The organism is Trichodesmium erythraeum IMS101 (assembly GCF_000014265.1).
Lineage (GTDB): Bacteria > Cyanobacteriota > Cyanobacteriia > Cyanobacteriales > Microcoleaceae > Trichodesmium > Trichodesmium erythraeum.
The window spans coordinates 2815250-2834296 of record NC_008312.1 but is presented as its reverse complement, the minus strand read 5'-3'; the positions used below and the strand labels follow the sequence as shown (position 1 = coordinate 2834296).

At 36.2% G+C, this 19047-nt stretch carries 11 protein-coding genes and 1 pseudogene; 4 read left to right on the top strand and 8 right to left on the bottom strand.

Annotation, left to right across the window (positions count from 1 at the left end):
- Positions 1–1328: 1328 nt before the first annotated feature.
- Positions 1329–2279, top strand: coding sequence for an RluA family pseudouridine synthase (locus tag TERY_RS08665; protein WP_011611480.1), 951 nt, complete (start codon positions 1329–1331; stop codon positions 2277–2279).
- Positions 2280–2547: 268 nt separating this feature from the next.
- Complete coding sequence (locus TERY_RS34845; RefSeq protein ID WP_011611479.1) at positions 2548–2694, top strand: hypothetical protein; 147 nt, start codon at positions 2548–2550, stop codon at positions 2692–2694.
- Between the two features lie 95 nt (positions 2695–2789).
- Here TERY_RS34845 and TERY_RS08660 read toward each other — a convergent pair whose 3' ends face one another.
- The 6 genes from TERY_RS08660 to bioD form a co-directional block, all read right to left on the bottom strand.
- A complete protein-coding gene (locus TERY_RS08660; protein ID WP_011611478.1) occupies positions 2790–3377 on the bottom strand; it encodes a methyltransferase domain-containing protein in 588 nt (195 codons plus the stop codon).
- A gap of 91 nt (positions 3378–3468) precedes the next feature.
- Entirely contained in the window at positions 3469–4056 is a 588-nt protein-coding gene (locus tag TERY_RS08655) for a methyltransferase domain-containing protein (RefSeq protein WP_011611477.1), read from the bottom strand.
- Between the two features lie 133 nt (positions 4057–4189).
- Positions 4190–5125 (bottom strand): phosphoribulokinase, encoded by a 936-nt coding sequence (locus TERY_RS08650; RefSeq protein ID WP_011611476.1) that lies wholly within the window; start codon positions 5123–5125, stop codon positions 4190–4192.
- Positions 5126–5692: 567 nt separating this feature from the next.
- On the bottom strand, positions 5693–6346 hold the full coding sequence (locus TERY_RS08645) for an SH3 domain-containing protein (RefSeq protein ID WP_011611475.1): 654 nt from the start codon (positions 6344–6346) through the stop codon (positions 5693–5695).
- 111 nt (positions 6347–6457) lie between these two features.
- Complete coding sequence (locus TERY_RS08640) at positions 6458–7675, bottom strand: amidohydrolase (protein ID WP_011611474.1); 1218 nt, start codon at positions 7673–7675, stop codon at positions 6458–6460.
- A 174-nt stretch (positions 7676–7849) separates the two neighbouring features.
- Positions 7850–8584 carry a dethiobiotin synthase gene (gene bioD / locus TERY_RS08635; RefSeq protein WP_011611473.1) on the bottom strand — a complete coding sequence of 245 codons (735 nt, stop codon included), beginning with the start codon at positions 8582–8584 and terminating at the stop codon, positions 7850–7852.
- A gap of 93 nt (positions 8585–8677) precedes the next feature.
- Here bioD and TERY_RS26245 point away from each other — a divergent pair, with 93 nt between their 5' ends.
- Positions 8678–12709: a HEAT repeat domain-containing protein gene (locus TERY_RS26245; protein ID WP_011611472.1), complete on the top strand. Its 4032-nt coding sequence runs from the start codon at positions 8678–8680 to the stop codon at positions 12707–12709.
- A gap of 467 nt (positions 12710–13176) precedes the next feature.
- Here TERY_RS26245 and TERY_RS08625 read toward each other — a convergent pair whose 3' ends face one another.
- Entirely contained in the window at positions 13177–15063 is a 1887-nt protein-coding gene (locus TERY_RS08625) for a penicillin-binding transpeptidase domain-containing protein (protein WP_011611471.1), read from the bottom strand.
- Between the two features lie 1169 nt (positions 15064–16232).
- Positions 16233–16805 (bottom strand): hypothetical protein, encoded by a 573-nt coding sequence (locus tag TERY_RS08620; RefSeq protein ID WP_011611470.1) that lies wholly within the window; start codon positions 16803–16805, stop codon positions 16233–16235.
- Positions 16806–18513: 1708 nt separating this feature from the next.
- On the opposite strand from TERY_RS08620, the pseudogene TERY_RS32745 reads away from it, so the two are divergent.
- A pseudogene (locus TERY_RS32745) lies at positions 18514–18687 on the top strand (transposase); the annotation flags it as partial.
- Positions 18688–19047: the final 360 nt, after the last annotated feature.

The following is a 19047-nucleotide window of genomic DNA, read 5'->3' as shown; positions in this document are numbered from 1 at the left end:
AAATAAAGCTATTCAGATATCTAAGTTTATTCACAACAAGTGTTTATGATATTGAATGGACAATAATATAATTTTGTCTGTAAATATGATCTTAAGAAACATGGTATTGATTAGCTAAAGAGTTTAAATTTGCTAGTAAACTAAATTTAATGTCTGGATAATCTGCTGTGAAGAGGGTGTTGTCTAAAATATCTAGATTTTATTTACGATAACTGCAACAAAAAGTTAAGGGTAAAATCAAAAATTTAAAAATCATTGTTGTGCCATAAAATCTAAAACTTATGGTGGGAAATTATCAGAGCACAGAAAAGCAATTACTTTTTCAGAAAATAAAAATATAGTTACCTGAAAATTCAAAGTAACTTATGATTTTAACTACTATCAACTCAACCAAATAAAACGAGTTAGAATAGTTGAATTTGCTAATATTTATTATATTCAATTTGCTATTTAAATAAATTTATGCATTGAAACTCAATGGTTTAAAAAGAAAGCTAGCTTGGATTCTTTTCCAGGAAAATAGGGAGTAAATACAATTGATAATTGTGAAAAACCAATAGAACTTAATACTTAGAATTATCTATTACCTTTTATTGGTTTGGAAAAAACTGATCAATCCTAAGATTGAGGTAACTACTCAAAAAATAACTGTTAGTAAACAGGCAAATTATTCGTACTTAAGCTGCAGCTATAAACTTACTTTTATACCAATAGAAAAAAACTACTGAAGTTGTAGGTGTAGACTTAGGTATTAAAAAATTAGGAATTTTTAAGTAATGGGAAAGTTGTTGAAAGTGGGAACTCATAACGTAAGTTTGAAGTCAAGCTTTCCAAATTAAAATCTCTAAAATGGAATTAAGTTATTGGTTCAGCTAATTTGCAAAAAGCACAACTTAAAATTGCCAAGATACACAGAAAGATAGCTTTTCATATCGCGCAGGGAAATATTCGTAAAAACCTACTTCATAAATTGACAACTGACCTAGGCAAAAACCACGGCACTAAAGTCAATGAAGATTTAAATGTGAGCTGAGCATAACCCATCCTCAGTAAGAGTATCAGCTGCAGAGCAATGATTTTAGAAATTTAGGAAACAACTTCAGTATAAGACTCAGTTGTGTAGTTATGATCATGTAGTAGTAGATATATTTTTCCATCTTCACCCATCTTGAAGTAGTTGTGGTCATGTTAAAGATATGCCATTAAAGCTGAGGACTTAGCTTGTGGATGAGTAGCTGCCCACAGTCTAAGTTTAAGCAGGAAGTAAACTGGAAAATGTTATTTATTATGACGTTTTATATTAGTCTCAAGAAGCAATATCAAAAATTATGAGTGATGAAAGTCCAATTATTTTAGAAGTGAATAGTGAGTATGAAATAACTCAACGTTTAGATATTTGGCTGTCTCAACAAATGCTAGAGTTATCGCGATCGCATATTCAAAAGTTAATATCCCAAGGCAATGTGAAAGTAAATGACCAACTCTGCACTTCTAAAAAAGCAATAGTACACCAAGGGGATAAGATTATTTTAGTTATTCCACCACCAATACCTTTGGCAATAGAAGCTAATGATATTCCTTTAGATATTCTCTATGAAGATGATGCTTTATTAATTATCAACAAACCAGCAGGTTTAGTCGTACATCCTGCTCCCGGACATTCAGAAGGTACTTTAGTGAATGCACTTTTAGCTCATTGTGACTCTTTGGCAGGTATTGGGGGAGTTCAACGACCGGGCATTGTGCATCGGTTGGATAAAGATACCACAGGCGCGATAATGGTGGCAAAAACAGACCACGCTTATCAACATTTGCAGGCTCAGTTACAGGCAAAAACGGCAAGGCGAGAATATTTAGGAGTTGTTTATGGTAGTCCCAAAACTGACAGTGGTATAATAAATTTACCTATCGGTCGTCATCGGGTAGACCGCAAAAAAATGGCGGTGACACCAGTTGAGAGAGGTGGAAAAATTGCTGTTACTCACTGGGAAGTTAAGGAACGTTTGGGAAATTTTTCCATGATATTGTTTCGCTTGGAGACTGGACGGACTCATCAAATTCGGGTTCATAGTGCTCAAGTAGGATATCCTATCGTGGGTGATACTATTTATGGTAAGGGTCGTTCGGTGGGGGTGAATTTAACTGGTCAAGTTCTCCATGCTTGGCGACTAGAGTTACAACATCCGGTTTCTGGGGAGTTGGTAGAAGCGATCGCTCCTTTACCAGAAGATTTTCTGACTTTGGTGGAGGTTTTACGTAAACGTTTTGGGTTAAGTTAGTAGCCTGAGACAGAAGTTAAAAATTAAGAATCAAAAGTTAAAAATATTAATTAATAAAGTTATAATATTTTAAGTTAGGTTAAGCCCTAGTGCAAACCAACAGATGAGTCTATCCCAAAAAGGATGATTTTTGGAGATTTCACGATTTTTATATTACCTAAATATAAGGGTTTCAATTGAAGTTGGATAGGTTCATTAAGGGGGTATACCCTCCTGCAAAAAGCTAATTTTTTTTTTGCTTATTATATAATTTTAGGAGTAAAAGATAATGGATCGTGGAAAAATTGTGGCTATTATTACTGGAGCTATTTCTATTGCCTTGGCGATCGCCTATCTAATTATTGTACAACTATTAGACATGCGGGGTCCTGAAATGATACCCGCCCCGACTTCAATATTACCTTTTGTTTTTTAACAAAAGACAATTTTTAGAAGTAGTGATGCTTTCAGTATACCTTTCTCACTCTTAGGATATCAACTAGAAATCATCACTACTAATTTACAGTTACCTTAATTTTTTTGTTCAATATAAATCATACGAGTTCGGATAGAAATACCTGTAGTTGTAGAAGTCCAACCTATAATCAAATAATCTTCAATGGCATTTTTAATTGTAATTTTTGAATGGTCATAAACTAGCACAGCAAAATTTTTGATATATTCCTCGGTTGTCTCATCAAGACTTATTAAAATAGCTTTACGAGCAATTCGATAAATATGCTCTATAGCTTTTTGAGCATCTTCAACAAATAATAATGCTCCCAGACAAAAAACAAAATCGTAGGATTGAGTATCAATTTTAGGTAAAGCCGTTTCTATTGGTTTATGGATAGTTTGATAACCTCTTTTAGCTGAATATTCCAGCATATTAGCCGAAACATCAATACCTGTATATTCAAAATTTCCCTCTAATAATTCACTTAGAAAGCCTGTTCCACAACCTATATCTAAAATACTACCTTGATGGTAATTATATTGATGAAATATTTTAGCTGCCTCATAGACGTGCTGTGCATTACACTTGGGGTCTTTTAATACATCATCATAGTTAGGAGCAAAATCATCATAAAATTCTTCAGCAGAAATTTTATTTACCATAATTTATAGTTCAAGATTTACTTATGTTTACTCTTCCATGTAATACGATCAATAGGCAACATTAAATATTAAATCTTAGTCAACCATTATCTTAGTTTTTTTGCTGAATATAAATCATGCGAGTTCGGATAGGAATTCCCGTAGTTGGAGAAGTCCAACCTATAATCAAATAATCTTCAATGGCATTTTTAATTGTAATTTTTGAATGGTCATAAACTGGCACAGCCAAATTTTTGATATATTCCTCGGTTGTCTCATCAAGACTTATTAAAATAGCTTTACGAGCAATTCGATAAATATGCTCTATAGCTTTTTGAGCATCTTCAACAAATAATAATGCTCCCAGACAAAAAACAAAATCGTAGGATTGAGTATCAATTTCAGACAAAGCTGTTTCAATGGATTTGTGGATAGTTTTGTATCCTCTTTTAGCTGCATAATCTAGGATTTTACTAGAAATATCAATTCCTGTATATTCAAAATTTCCCTGTAATAATTCACTCAGAAAACCTGTACCACAACCAATATCCAAAATACTACCTTGATAGTAATTATATTGATGGAATATTTTAGCTGCTTCATTGAGGTAACGCACATAATACTTAGGATCTTTGAACAGATCATCATACTTGACAGACCAACTATCAAAAAATTCTTCAGCAGAAATTTTATTTACCATAATTTATACTTCAAAATTTACTGAATAACTGATATTAGCCATCTATTATATGTTAAGTTTTAGTGACGTTTTACCCCTCACAAAAGCCAGAAATTTTAACCCCTGTTTCGTACTTAAAACTTCTATAATAATTCTACAGATAAATATTAGTTGCCTTGATCATGTGATAAGAAATAAGTAATTGAGTCAAAGCTAGAGGATAACTCTGAAGCAACTCCCCAGTTGTACCAACTAGCTTACCTATATCTGGATGTGTTTCCAGGGAGCAGAAATCTTTTAAGTGGGGCATTTCCTTGCAGAGAATTATCTCTAACTCATTTACCTGTGCCTTAGTAGCATTACTGTCAATTTCCAATACATCTACTGGTTTACCCATATCTCGGTCTAAACCCAAACGGACTGCAGGTTGAAAACTAGGACTACCTTGATCGAGAATTTCTAAAAAATCTGGGTGGGGAATAGTTGGTCTAAGCAACAAACGGACATTAAGTTGAGAACTATTTATATCACTAGAATAGGGATAGAAGCTAACAACTACATCTGCCCACTTGCGTTGAGGACGGATAAATGCGTCTGAGTCTGCTTCCCGCTTTTCCATTTGTTTCAGGACTTCTGCCTCAGTGTAGCCCCTTTTCATCGTATCCCGTTTTACTTTCCATTTTGCCCTAAGTTTTTCTGGAGGGGCTAAGTAGACTTTCACGTGGTAACAGTCTCTTGCCCCCCTAGTCGAATAACCCAATAGTCCCTCAACAATAACGAATTTTTTAGGTTTAATATATTCTGGAGGGTCAAATTTTCCGGTTGAGTGATTATAAATAGGTTTGAGAATTGGTTGTCCGGTACTCAGCAAGCTTAGATGTTGCTGAATTATATCAAGATGGTTACAGTCTGGGTGGAGGGCAGTAATGCCTATTTCAGCTCGTTGTTTTCGATCATAGCGATGGTAGTCGTCTGTACAGATAACTGTAACGTTTTCTGGCCCTAAGACTTGAGCCACTCCTCTAGTTAAGGTAGTTTTACCCGCAGCGCTATCACCTACAACACCTAATATTATTGGACTATGAGTCATAATGTTGTTCTCCCATCAGAAAATGGCCTATATGGCACAACCTCAAATTTGTAATAATCTTTAATTCTATGGTTTATTTAGCACTGGGGGCAAGGTTTTTGATAATTAAAGAAAATGGGAAGTATTTTTAGAAGGTCAAAGGCACAAAATGAGATTCAGGTTAAATTCGCAGTATGGACTATATTTGAGGGTTGATTATTGTAGTAGACTGTTATTCCTATAATGTTAATTTGTAATGTTATTTTGAATAGCATATTTATTCAAAAGTGGTTCAACTTCTCTCTTTGCTGTAATAAGAATTATAGGAAAAAATTAAACTTACAGTTTTAACTATATCAATCTAGTAGTTGATTGTTTCAGCTAAAATTGTAAGTTATATTTGTTATTATGTTATGTTTTTCTCTGGGATATAAACAGCAAAACTTTGCAGTAGGAAACAATAGTTAAGTATAAACATCGCTAATTTTTTAGCTCGATATTATAACATGAAACGATTCAGTAGAAGTTATAGAAGATGAAAAAAACCTTCATTAATTTTCCCTTCTGACTCCTGACTCCCTTGAATATCTAATTACATTGAATATAATTCTTCCATACCCAGCCTACTTGTTGAGAATTAGCCATAGATCTAACGTAAACCCACTTTCTTTGAGACTGTTGCCCTGCTGGTGGTTGTGAAACTTGTAGTTGAGTACCCTTATTAAAAAGGTAGGGCATAGGTTTACTTCGAGCATTGGGAAAGTCTTGAACTGGAATATTGGGGGAGTTAGGCCAACCTGTAACTTGACACATTGTTCCTATAGGTACTCCACCTGTGGTATTCCCTGTATTGGGTAGTTGCGAAGCAGAGAGTGTATTGCAATTTTGCAGGTAGAGACTATATACCCAACCTTGAATATTATTTGGTGCTATCACTTGGGTCCATTGTCCGTCATTAGTCCTATTGATGACTGTTACAGAAGTACCATTATTAAAAAAAGCAATACTTTGACCTCCAACTGGTTGATTTCGGAAACTTACACCCTGACGGTTATCTTCTGGTGAAGACTGCAGTTTACAAACTTGTTTTTGTTGAGCAATTAATATCTCATTTGTGCTTTTAATTCCTGGAGTCCATTGCTCTGCCTTGGCAGTATTTAGCATTTGGCTTCCTAAGAAAGATAGGAAAGCAATTGTTAATACTCTTAAAGAATTTAAATTTTGTTGAATATTATTGTGCATAAATATTTTGATGAATTTTTCCTAAAAAAAAACAGTTGGTATTCAAGTGCTAAATGCTTCGGAAAAACAAGTTTAAAATATCAGTTTTATTTTCTTCAAGAAGTCAAAAAATTATTCCTGAATACTAAACTTTTCTGTACAACGGATAAACATTTCTACTCCTATTCCTAAAGCTGTTTCATCAAAGTCAAATCTAGGATGATGGTGAGGATAAGCTAAACCTTTTTCAGAATTTGCAGAGCCTAAAAAGAAATAACAACCGGGTACTTCTTGTAAGAAAAATGACATATCTTCTGCTCCCATGGTTTGACATTCTGGTATGACACCGGCAGGAGTTTCTACTATTAATTCCGCAACACTTCTAACTATATCTGTAACTTTTGGGTTGTTAATTAATGGGGGATAAAGTGGTTGATAATTCAACTCATAATTAGCTCCATAGCTTGCGCAAATTCCAGAAATTATTTGCTCCATTTGTTTACTAAAATAATTTTGATAATCTAAATTAAAATAGCGCACTGTACCAGCCATTCTAGCAGTATTAGCTATAACATTAAATGCTCTACCTGCGTTCAACTGACCTATAGTTACAACTGCTGAGTCTATAGGACTAATATTCCGAGATACTATTGTTTGTAATGCATTAATAACTTGTGCTGCTACTACAATAGAATCTATTGTTTGATGTGGCATGGCTCCATGGCCACCTTTCCCTAAAATTGTGCAATTAAATCTTTCGCTGGCTGCCATAAGAGCACCACTGCGGACTCCTAATGTGCCTAGGGGGAGATTATTCCATAGGTGCAAACCAATTATGGCATCTACATCAGGGTTTTTTAGTACTCCTGCTTCGATCATTGGTTTGGATCCTCCTGGTCCTTCTTCGGCAGGTTGGAAGATTATTTTTACTATGCCACTAAAATTTTCAGGATGAGTAGCGAGATAGTGGGCAGTACCCAGGGCGATCGCTGTATGTCCATCATGGCCACAGGCGTGCATTACACCATTATGTATGGATCTATATGGGACGTCGTTTAATTCTTGTATTGGTAGTGCGTCTAGGTCGGCTCTAATAGCTAGTACCCGTCCTGGTTTATTGCTGTTAATAGTTGCAACTATTCCTGTGTTAGCAATTCCTGTTTGATGTTCGATGCCCCACTCTTGTAATTTTTGAGCAATAAATTTTGCTGTTAAGTGTTCTTTGAAACCTAATTCTGGTCTTTGATGCAAATGTCGTCGCCACTCAACTAATAGAGGTTGCATTTTTCTAATCTCTGGGCGCAGTTGAGACTCGATAAGGGAATTTGAGTTGGGAATAGTTGAGACCATGTTTTTGATAATTAAGAATTTAACTCCTGATTTCTAAATTCTAACTTCTTTCTTTTGAGGGTTTGAGAGGCCAAATTCCTAATGTCCCTAATAGATATGGTGGTTGTGGGTCAGTTCTTAGTAATTAAAAATTTAACTTTTAACTTTTAACTTTTAGTTTCTGGCTTTTGACTTTTAACTTTTAACTTTTGACACTACTGGCAGAAATTTCTCTAAGTCTAGGTTAGAAGCTGCTTTTGCTAATTTATCTAAGTCGGTAATGTCTTTTAAGTGTGGTATAATACCGCAAACTTGCATTTGAGTTAAGGATTCAATTAAGTCAACTGGAGTCCAGTCAGCTATTTCTTGTTCTGAGCAGGGTTTGATACAGTTGAGGATAATGCCTCGGAGGTTAACTTTCATCTGACGGGCTAGGGCAACGTTTGCTACAGTTTGAGCGATCGCTCCTAACTTAATTGGTACTACTAAAATAGTGGGTAAATCCCAATCTCTAGCTATATCTGCTACGGTGAGTTCCTTAGTTACAGGGGAACCCAGCCCTCCTAAACCTTCAACTAATACAAAATCTTTTTGCTCTCGCAAGGTTGTAAAAGTTGACCATATTTTGTCTAATTGTATTAGACGACCTTCTTTTTCTGATGCTACGGGTGGTGCAACTGGTGTCTTATACCATAAAGGGTTGATTTCGTCAAGAGATTGTTCGAGGGAAAATAGTTGGGTGTAGAGTTCGCGATCGCCAATACCAGTTTGAATAGGTTTAAACAGGGCTAACTTCTGGTTTTTGTAGTAAGTTTGCCAGTAAGCAGCAAGAGCGATGGTCAATATTGTTTTGCCTGCGTCAGTATCAGTTCCAGTAATTAAAAGTTCTTTCAAGGTGTTTATCGGAAGATTTGATTGATAATTATTCAATATTATTGGATTTTGGTTAACTCCGGCAGTAGTCTGGATGAAAGGTTAAAATTAAGGTCTAAACTTCTAACTTTTAACTTCTAAATTCTAAATATGATCAATTGGGGGCCCTATCTAGAATCAGTTTGCCGAGAGTATGACCGTTGGTGGGAGGTTTATACTCTGACGGATGTGGCGGGAAAAAAGCCCCATGAGCAAGGGCAAAATATTTTTCCTTCTTTCGATTTGGGTTTGATGGTACAAAGGGTTAAGTCGGAGGAAAAGCAGGGGAAAGACCCACAAGAGAAAATTGAACGGTTGACGGTTTTGGAGGGTTTACGGAAATATGCGGCTAATCATGTTTTATTGGTGGGAAGACCGGGGTCGGGAAAATCTACTGCTTTGGCCAGGTTGTTGTTGGAGGAGGCACATAAGGTCTGGTCTGGGGAAAATGGCCAAATTCCTATTCTCATAGAATTGCGCTACAGTAAATCTTCTGTACTTTCGAGAATTCAAGCTTTTATTGATAAGCACAACCACAATACATATATAGATGAAGAGACTCTGAAAAGTTTGCTGCTTCAAGGTAAATTTTTGCTGCTATTTGATGGGTTTAATGAGATGGCGTCGGAGGAGGCGCGACAACAGGTGAGAATGTTCCGGCAAGACTACCCAGAAACTGCTATGGTGTTTTCGACCCGAGATTTGAGTCTGGGGGGAGACTTGCGGATTGAGAAAAAGCTGGAAATGCAGCCCCTGACAGAATCTCAAATGCAGGATTTTGTCTGTGCTTATTTGCCGGAACAGGGTGAAAATTTGTGGGGACAGTTACAGGGGAGGTTGCGGGAGTTGGGGGAAACTCCGATGTTTTTGTTGATGTTGTGTTCGGTGTTTGACTATAACAAGGTCATACCTGCTCATCTGGGGTTGGTATTTCGTGGTTTTACTCAGACTTATAGTGGTCGTATTAAGCAGGATGTTCTGGTTGATGAAAGTTCTCGGCGTTGGTGGGATCGGTTATTGCAGGAGTTGGCGTGGGTGATGACAACTGGGGGGTCGAAAACTGAGATGATGGTTGCTATTCCTCGGAAAAAGGCTGAAGATGTATTGGCGGACTTTTTGCGAGGGCAGGTGGTGGCTCCGACTGACTGTGCCATGGGTTGGTTGGAGGATCTGTTGGAGTATCATTTGATCCAGGTGGGAGATGATGGTCAGATTTCGTTTCGCCATCAGTTGTTGCAGGAGTATTATGCGGCGGAAAGGTTGTCGTCGCAGTTGTCTGGTTTGAGTGACTATGAGTTGCAGTGGGATTATTTGAATTATTTGAAGTGGACGGAAGTGGTGGCGTTGATGTTGGGGTTGGTTGAGGATGAGGTGTTAGCGGTGCGGGTGGTAAGGCTGGCGTTGGAGGTAGATTGGTTTTTGGGGGCGAGGTTGGTGGGTGAGGTAAAAGAGAAGTTTCAGGAAGCGGCGTTTGCTGAGGTTGATGGGTTGGAGTTGCCTGGGTTGGCGAAGGTTGTGTTGGCTGGGTTAACGATGTCGGAGGTTACTGTTCCGAGGTTGGTTCAATTTCTAGAACACTCAGACAAGTATATGCGTGGGAGTGCAGCACATGCTCTGGGTAAAATAGCTTCGGAAAAAGCAATTGAGGAATTAATTCCGCTCCTAAAAGACTCAGATGAATATGTGCGTTGGAGTGCAGCATATGCTCTGGGTGAAATAGGTTCGGAAACTGCAATTGAGGGATTAATTCCACTCCTCAAAGACTCAGACTCTTTTGTGTGTTGGAGTGCAGCAAATGCCATGGGTAAAATAGGTTCGCAAAAAGCAATTGAGGGATTAATTCCACTCCTCAAAGACTCAGACTCTTTTGTGCGTTATGCTGCAGCAGAGGCTCTGGGTAAAATAGATTCGGAAAAAGCAATTGAGGGATTAATTCCACTCCTAAAAGACTCAGACCCTAATGTGAATTTTTCTGCACGATCTGCTCTGAGTCAAATAGGTTCGGAAAAAGCAATTGAGCAATTAATTCCACTCCTAAAAGACTCAGATGAATATGTGCGTTATGCTGCAGCAGAGGCTCTGGGTAAAATAGGTTCGGAAAAAGCAATTGAGCAATTAATTCCACTCCTCAAAGACTCAGACTCTTCTGTGCGTTCGAGAGCAGTATATGTTCTGGGTAAAATAGGTTCGGAAAAAGCAATTGAGGGATTAATTCCACTCCTAAAAGACTCAGACGAATTTGTGCGTTATAGTGCAGTATATGTTCTGGGTGAAATAGGTTCGGAAAAAGCAATTGAGCAATTAATTCCACTCCTAAAAGACTCAAACTCTTCTGTGAATTTTTCTGCAGCAGAAGCTCTGGGTAAAATAGGTTCGGAAAAAGCAATTGAGGGATTAATTCCACTCCTAAAAGACTCAGACGAATTTGTGCGTTATACTGCAGCAGAAGCTCTGGGTAAAATAGGTTCGGAAAAAGCAATTGAGCAATTAATTCCACTCCTCAAAGACTCAGACCCTAATGTGCGTCGCAATGCAGCAGAAGCTCTGGGTGAAATAGGTTCGGAAACAGTAATTGAGCAATTAATTCCACTCCTAAAATACTCAGACCCTAATGTGCGTTATACTGCAGCAGAAGCTCTGGGTAAAATAGGTTCGGAAAAAGCAATTGAGCAATTAATTCCACTCCTCAAAGACTCAGACCCTAATGTGCGTTATACTGCAGCAGAAGCTCTGGGTAAAATAGGTTCGGAAAAAGCAATTGAGCAATTAATTCCACTCCTCAAAGACTCAGACCCTAATGTGCGTCGCAATGCAGCATATGCTCTGGGTGAAATAGGTTCGGAAAAAGCAATTGAGGGATTAATTCCACTCCTCAAAGACTCAGACTCTTTTGTGCGTTCGAGAGCAGCATATGTTCTGGGTGAAATAGGTTCGGAAAAAGCAATTGAACAATTAATTCCACTCCTAAAAGACTCAGACTATTGGGTGCGCGACCATGTAGCAGAAGCTCTGGGTAAAATAGGTTCAGAAAACACAATTATTAAGTTGACAAAAAAACTACAAAATGATAGTTTTGTAAAACAAGATTTATATAAAATTATCAAAATTATTCAAACCATCCAACAACGGCTCCAATACTACAAACCAACCCCCAAAATACCCATGTCTAAATCACTTTCTCACAACTACGCCCTACTAATAGGAGTCGGCGACTACAAATACCCCGACTGGTCACTCCCCGTCACAGTCAAAGACGTTCAAGCAATCAAATCATTCCTCACAAACCCCGACCTCTGCAGTTACATAGACGACGAAAATCATCTCCGCCTACTATGCAACGAACAAGCAACAAAACAAAACATTTTAAACAACATAAACTGGCTCCAAGAACAAGCAAAAAACGACCCAGAAGCAACAATATTAGTCTATTATTCCGGTCATGGTTGGCTAGATAAATCAACCGAAAAATATTATTTAATCCCCCACGACACCAGCCCCATAAAACTACAAAAAACACAAAAAACAGCATTACCAGCAACAGACTTTAACAACGCCCTCCAGGAAATATCCGCCCAAAAACTATTAGTAATTATAGATAGTTGTCACGCCCAAGGAATGGCAACCGCCAAAGAAACAGACCAACTAGACTTACCCGAAAACTTCAGTCAAACCGCCCTCCCCAAAAACCTAATAGAAGACCTAAAAAAAGGAACAGGACGGGCAGTATTCACCTCATCCACAGGATACCAGTTATCATGGATCCGCTCAGATCAAACAATGAGCATCTACACATACCACCTTCTCGAAGCATTACAAGGTGGAGACAACAAACCAGGAGACAAATATGTCACCCTTTCCAACCTAATGCACCATGTAGGAAAAACCGTTCCCCAAAGCGCTCAACAACAAGGGGGAGAACAAACCCCCATATTCGACTTTTCCCAAACAGAAGATTTTCCCGTAGCATTATTGCGTGGAGGCAAAGGTTTACCCGCAGAGGGAAAGGAAAAAATACAACTAGAAGCACAAGAGAATATTCGCAACGCAATAACAGTACAACAAGGTAATGCCGCTGGTGGAGACGTTAAAAATCAAGTCTTTATTGACAAGATAGAAGGAGGAGGAGGAATAACCTTTAGTTAGTAAAAGTTGTTGGGGTTGAAGAACGAAACCAAACAAATTACCGCCCCAACTCACAGCAATGAAACCAAAAAAAATTAACCCCCAAAATAGTTGAGGTCAGCGTTGGATGACCAACTTTAACATTGCCATAACCTCTATTTGTAACATGTACTCAGTCAGCATTACCCCCAGAATATCCATTTGAGTGATCATCTGAAAAAGTCACTTGAAATCCATTAGTTTCCCTAAAAACCAAGTCACCTCCAGATGAATTACTTGATCCGCTATTAAAATCAAAACTTAGAACAGCTGCTTGAGCATATTAAGCAGACATTCTAAAAGCCATAGAAAAGCTAGCAATAACAACTGATTTTTTTCCTATTCCTAGGTTCGTTTTTTGAATTACTTATATCAATGTAATCATAATAACTCAATACATAGCAGTTTTACTACAGCCTTTAAAAAACCTTAACATTCAACCCTTAACCTCACTTAGACCTAATAGAAGAAGGAGGAATTTGCTCAATATTAATCAAAGACTTAATCACCGACTTAACAACAGGAGCAGCAACCTTTCCCCCAGTACCCTTAATAGGCTCATCAATAACAGCCAAAACCACATAACGAGGAGACTCCATTGGCAAAATACCCACAAAACTAGTAATTCGAGCATCATCAGAATAACCTCCAGTATCAGAAGCCTTTTGCGCCGTACCAGTTTTGCCAGCAATGCGATATCCACGTAGTCTAGCCCTTTTACCAGTACCACTCTCAACCACCTTTTCCATCATTGCCAAAACTTTTCTCGTCGTATCAACAGAAAAAACCTGTTTAGGTTCCCGCATTGGCAACTGCCAATATGGTTGCTTCTTACTATCAAATAATCCACGAACAACATGAGGCGTCACCAACTTTCCCCCATTTGCCAAAGCCGCATGTAACTGTGCTAGCTTCAAAGGAGTCAGAGAGAACCCCTGACCGAAAGCAGTAGTCGCTGCTTCCACCGGCACCATTAAAAACTGGTTTCTACCCTTCAAAATATTAGCAGCCTCAAAAGGTAAATCCGTACCAGTAATACTATCTAGTTCCAAACGTTTGAGACCATCATAAAAAACAGCGCGCGGCATTTCTTCAACAATTTTAACCATACCGATATTACTAGAATGTTGAATAATTTGAGTCACAGTTCGGGCGCCGCCGCCACCACCAGAATTAAATATAGACCAACGATCAAACCTGATCCTTCCTGTATCATAAAATACACTATCTTCTTCAATTGCTCCTACCTCCAAAGCCAAAGCCACATTTATTGGTTTAAAAGTAGAACCAGGTTCATAAACATCCGTTACAGCCCAATTTTTGAACAACGTCACATCATAATTATAGTATTTATTAGGATTATAAGAAGGTTCCGAGACCAAAGATAATATAGAACCATCAGTAGCATCCATCACTATGACAGTACCCCGCTTGGCGTCATACTTTTCTAACTGTTTTTGTAAAATAGCTCGTACTGATCGTTGCAACGGAGAATCAATAGTTAAATGAAGGGAAAGGTCATCTAACTGCAAAAAACCCCTAGTTAGTTTATCAGGTACCAAAACACCTTTAATTAAGCGCCGAAATTTGATTGCTCCCATAGAGCGCTCTAAAAGATTTTGTTGGCTATACTCAATTCCAGCTTGACCTTTGCTTTCTCCATCTACATATCCTACAATTTCCGCCACTAATTCCTTCTGAGGATAGAGCCGTTGTGAGTGTTGAATTAATTCTAAGCCATCAATAAATAGATCAGTAATTTTATTAGCAGTTTCTTGAGGTATATACTCAACAATTTTTATACCTGTCTCTCTTTGATGAAACATTTGAAGTAAATCATTAGAAGTTAGATTTTTCTTTAAACTTGCTCCTTCTAGAACAGTTGACAACTTATTAGCAACTTCTTGTTTTTGGCGATTAAAAATTTTAGGGTGAGCATAGAGAGTATATGCTATTTGATCAATTGCTAAAAGATTCCCATTTCTATCAACTATTGGTCGTCTGGGAATAAAAGGATTTGATTCTATGGTATGCTGTTTTTGAGCTAGCTTTTGTAATTCTTTTCCTTGCAAAATTTGTAAACGAAATAGGTTAGTTATTAATACTACTAAGCCCAACATCAGAAGCACCCAGACTTGGTAAAGCCTAGATGTTCTACATTTTTCAGAGTTTTCATCAGGGGGAGTTGAAGCTAATTTGTGATCATTATTTCTAACAGAATATATTTCATCTTGATATCTTTGATTTTTAAGATGAGAACTAAATTTTTCCGCTTGTTTGCGCTTTAAATACCTACGACGAAGTTTAGAATTTGAAGAAGAGTCAGAAGAAGCCATTTGTTTTATTTATAATAATAGGGGATCATAAAAGTTAATTTAGTAGTTTCAGGTTTGCTAGTTTAGTAGTAGAGAGCAAAGATAGTTAGTAGTTTTGATCGCTTTACTCCCTTCGAGTTAGAAAATTACCTAGGCAAATCTGACTATAAGCTATATACTAGAATAATAATTTACTAATTATAATCTGGCGCCGACAAAGGAGTAGGTTTAGTGGTAGAGAGCAAACTTTGAAAATTATTGACGTAAAAAGTTATAGTTATTTAATAGACCAAAATTAATAGATTTGCTAGTAAGACCTTATTAACTTATCAAATTTGCAACCCTTAACCTCATACCTGAGAGCTGAACCATTAATCAAGAACTAATTCTATTTTTGTATAACATCAGTTATTAAACATTAGGGAATTGACTAGAAAATCATATCTCAATGATCCTCATTCAAGGCCATAGTATTTTCCACAAAAACATATCCAGTTTCCTAAATATCTTGTAAGTCCAATTCTAAAGTAGTTAGTCCATCCTCTTAATTTTTAGTTTCTACTGTATGGCTTATGCCCTCAACCCAACAATAGGACCGATGAAATTTGACCACCAAGAATACAAGAAAGATATAAGAGCTTTTCACTGGCCATATATTTGAAGCCTTCTTGTAAAAATGAGCCATAGAAAGCTTACTTTACCTGCCTTTTAGCAGTATTACTAGCCTTCGAGCCCCACCCATTTTTCTACTACATGACCACATTTAGAGCAACCTTTGGAACTAGTAAAATATCCATCAATTTTGATTAATTCCCTTTCCCAAAGTACTCTAGTGGCCTGACTATTTCTCCGCAGTTAGCATCACTACCCATCTCTTTTGTTACCCTCCCATCAAAGGGTATGAGGCTGGCTTGTGATCCTTGAGCATATGTTTTATTTCTAAATCTTCCAGTACTATGGCTTTATGGCTTGGTTTTCTCTAAACCCAAGTTTTAGGTAATAGAGTTGTTAGGTCTGGAAAAATTTAAAATGCTCAAAAAGTTACTCTATAAAGTTTTCAGTATTTTATACCTGAAAACACTATGATATGAACCGTGACTTATTTTAGATTTTAGCCATTTTTTTGTTTAATTCCCAACAACTCCAACATATATATTGATAGTATTGATAGTTAAGTACTAAGTTCAACTTCAATATCCTATTGGTGTGTTGAAAAAATATTTATGAGCTGAACTAGATTCTAGATAAGGCTGAGGAGCATTAGGAGCAGGACGTGGAGGTGCTGGTTCTAAAAATATTCTATTTACAGAATCTTTTGCAGCTATACTACTCTCAGAAGTTGATGCCTGTTCAGCTATGTAATTTTTTAATAGTTCATTAGCAACACTTATCTCCTGTTCTTTTTTTCTAAGTTTTTCTAACTCTTGATATTCTATCGTCCATTTAGACTGGCCAGCAATTGTTAAGCCGTAAAAGGCCACACTTGCAGTAGCCAATAATACCGTAACAATGGACGAAGTAAATTGTGTCACCATCAAAGATTTTAACCAAAGTGGTTGGGACTGTGGTAGGGAGATAACTTGAGCCAGGTTCTGCTCTTGAATTTTGTGTAAGTTTTTACCCTCTTGAGAGGTATAGTTACCACCAGATAAGTTTTTTTCTATTGGTTTGTGTGGGGAAACTGATTTTTTTGAGGCAACAGAAAAATTAGTTTTTGTGGACTTATTGCTTATGGTTGGAAATGAACTTCTAACTGCGACCATTATAGTGTACCTATACTGAAATCTATATAATTTAAAATACAATAGTATTTACTACTAAATATGTGTTGTAACCTGCCATTATAATTAAATTTTTAATTTTTATATTTATCCACTTCTAAACTATTTGATTAATATTTTTGCTTCTATTTCATAGATAAAAAATTTTGCAGCCAAAATTATATCAATAAGAATACTAATATAGCTATCCTATTTCAGTTAAAATATTTGTCTCACCTTACAAAGTAATATTTTTCATTAAACAGACTTTCTTTTGATTTAATTCTATTTATCTCTATCTAAGCAGTTAAACAGTCAAAAAATCATTTAAAAATTATTTTCATAATTTGTATATTTATGTTATTTATCTGAAACAAAAAATTTAGTTTCATAGCTATCAATCGTTTCAGAAATACTTAAGATTATAATTATAAAAAGGTAAATAAAAAAAATGGGTATCAAACTTCCCCCTTTTAGCTATGCTTTATCAAGATTTTTCTGAACATAATACTTGAAAAAATAGACAAGTTATGTTAAGCACATTGTTTTTTTAAAGACTTAACTAGTTCCCCTTGTTAATTATACTCTTTCTCCCTTTTTCCAACAAAATTTTCAGAAGTTTCTGATCAGGGATAGTCCTTCAGTGGGGGACAATTAATGCCAAATGTAATCTTTAATAATTTTCAGAGGTGCGCCTCCAATGGAAGCGCAAAATAAGATGGGATCCATTGAGCAAATTAGTTTTTTTGAGTTTTTTGTATCTTCCTGCTCCATAAAATCTACTATTAACTCTTCAGATGGTGGTTTACTAGCGGTTTATTATCTGAGAGATACTGGCAATTTTGGCGAGTATCCTATAGCTAAATGAATATAATCAACCTCCACATTAAACTCTAATATTATTTTAAATTATTTTTACTAACTACAGTTTCCCAGAAATCTTTGATCAACTCTAGTCCTTTCTTTCTTAGTACTTTTTTCTGTATTTAGTTATCCAGAACAAATTTATATTTAAGTGTGAAACAGAATGTCTCCTTTTTTAATTATGTTGCATATCAAACTTATTATGCTATAGTTCTACTATCCATGCTAAAACCAAGTAAAATATGAAGGCTAGGTATAAATATGAAGTGCACACAAAAAACATAAATATAAAACGACAAAACTCATACAATTGTTTGAGTGTTTTCACTTAATCTGGAATAATAGCTTAGGCTTCTACCAGGAAAAATAAAAACTAGGATAGAAAAAATAATGTCTATCACAATTTGTCAAAATAGCTAATTACTCAAGCAAAAAAAACTGAAGATAGAGGATAGTTGTTAGAGATTTCTTGTATCTCATTGCAGCAGTATTTAAATGATTGAAACCAGGTATATAAAAACTTTTTAAAATCAATAAAAGGGGTAAATAAAATGCAAATTCATAAAAACCCCTAAGTTGAAAAGTAGAAAGCTAAAACAATTTACAAGATTTAAAAAAAGTGTTTTTAAAGTTGGTTAACTAAAGTTTATTTAGTAAAAATTGGAAAAATTAAAATTATTTTTTTTAAGATAATTACTAAAAAATTTGCTCTAAAGCTTCACCCTTCTAGGGCGACTATATTCAAAAAAAATATGGTCCTAAACCGTTAAAAAACTGATAAAAAATAGTCTTTTTTAGAGGAGCTTCAAAAGGGGTAAATTAAGTAAGTCATTATCGCAGGAAAACTCAAACATCTAAACAATATGAAAAAGTACAGGTTAGAGTTGATAAATTTCATAGAAAATTGAAAGATACTAAGATAGATTTTCTGCATAAATTATCTCCTAAAATAAAAGACAAAAACCAAGTAATAGTTTTAGCAGATTTAAATGTTTCTAATATGGTAAAAAACTGCAAATGATCCAGAGCAATATTATATTTAAGGTTGGAGAAAATTTAGAACACTTCTAAAAGGAAAAGCGACAAATATGATCGTGATTTCAGAGTAATTAGTCTCAGGGATCCAGCATCCAAAATATCCTCATACTATGGTTTCAGCCGCAGGCAAAATAGACCTTTCAGTGAGAGAATAGGAATGTCTCAACTGTGGAGCTAAACAGGACCTTTTTGCAAAACGCAGTAATAAATATATTATTATTCGCGGGCGGGCAGTCACCAGATAAAAAATGGACGTGGAGGGAAGCTTAAGCCACCAGCATCTCCCTGGTCCGAGGGGAGCAATAGGGGTAGATCAATAGCCGATAAAACGTCAACCAGCTAA

What these genes read in the sequence shown, in the direction of transcription:
- TERY_RS08650 (WP_011611476.1), bottom strand. Translation starts at nt 5,125, where the DNA reads ATGACTCATAGTCCAATAATATTAGGTGTTGTAGGTGATAGCGCTGCG.
- TERY_RS08645 (WP_011611475.1), bottom strand. Translation starts at nt 6,346, where the DNA reads ATGCACAATAATATTCAACAAAATTTAAATTCTTTAAGAGTATTAACA.
- TERY_RS26245 (WP_011611472.1), top strand. Translation starts at nt 8,678, where the DNA reads ATGATCAATTGGGGGCCCTATCTAGAATCAGTTTGCCGAGAGTATGAC.
- TERY_RS08625 (WP_011611471.1), bottom strand. Translation starts at nt 15,063, where the DNA reads ATGGCTTCTTCTGACTCTTCTTCAAATTCTAAACTTCGTCGTAGGTAT.
- TERY_RS08620 (WP_011611470.1), bottom strand. Translation starts at nt 16,805, where the DNA reads ATGGTCGCAGTTAGAAGTTCATTTCCAACCATAAGCAATAAGTCCACA.
- TERY_RS08655 (WP_011611477.1), bottom strand. Translation starts at nt 4,056, where the DNA reads ATGGTAAATAAAATTTCTGCTGAAGAATTTTTTGATAGTTGGTCTGTC.
- TERY_RS08660 (WP_011611478.1), bottom strand. Translation starts at nt 3,377, where the DNA reads ATGGTAAATAAAATTTCTGCTGAAGAATTTTATGATGATTTTGCTCCT.
- TERY_RS34845 (WP_011611479.1), top strand. Translation starts at nt 2,548, where the DNA reads ATGGATCGTGGAAAAATTGTGGCTATTATTACTGGAGCTATTTCTATT.
- TERY_RS08665 (WP_011611480.1), top strand. Translation starts at nt 1,329, where the DNA reads ATGAGTGATGAAAGTCCAATTATTTTAGAAGTGAATAGTGAGTATGAA.
- TERY_RS08640 (WP_011611474.1), bottom strand. Translation starts at nt 7,675, where the DNA reads ATGGTCTCAACTATTCCCAACTCAAATTCCCTTATCGAGTCTCAACTG.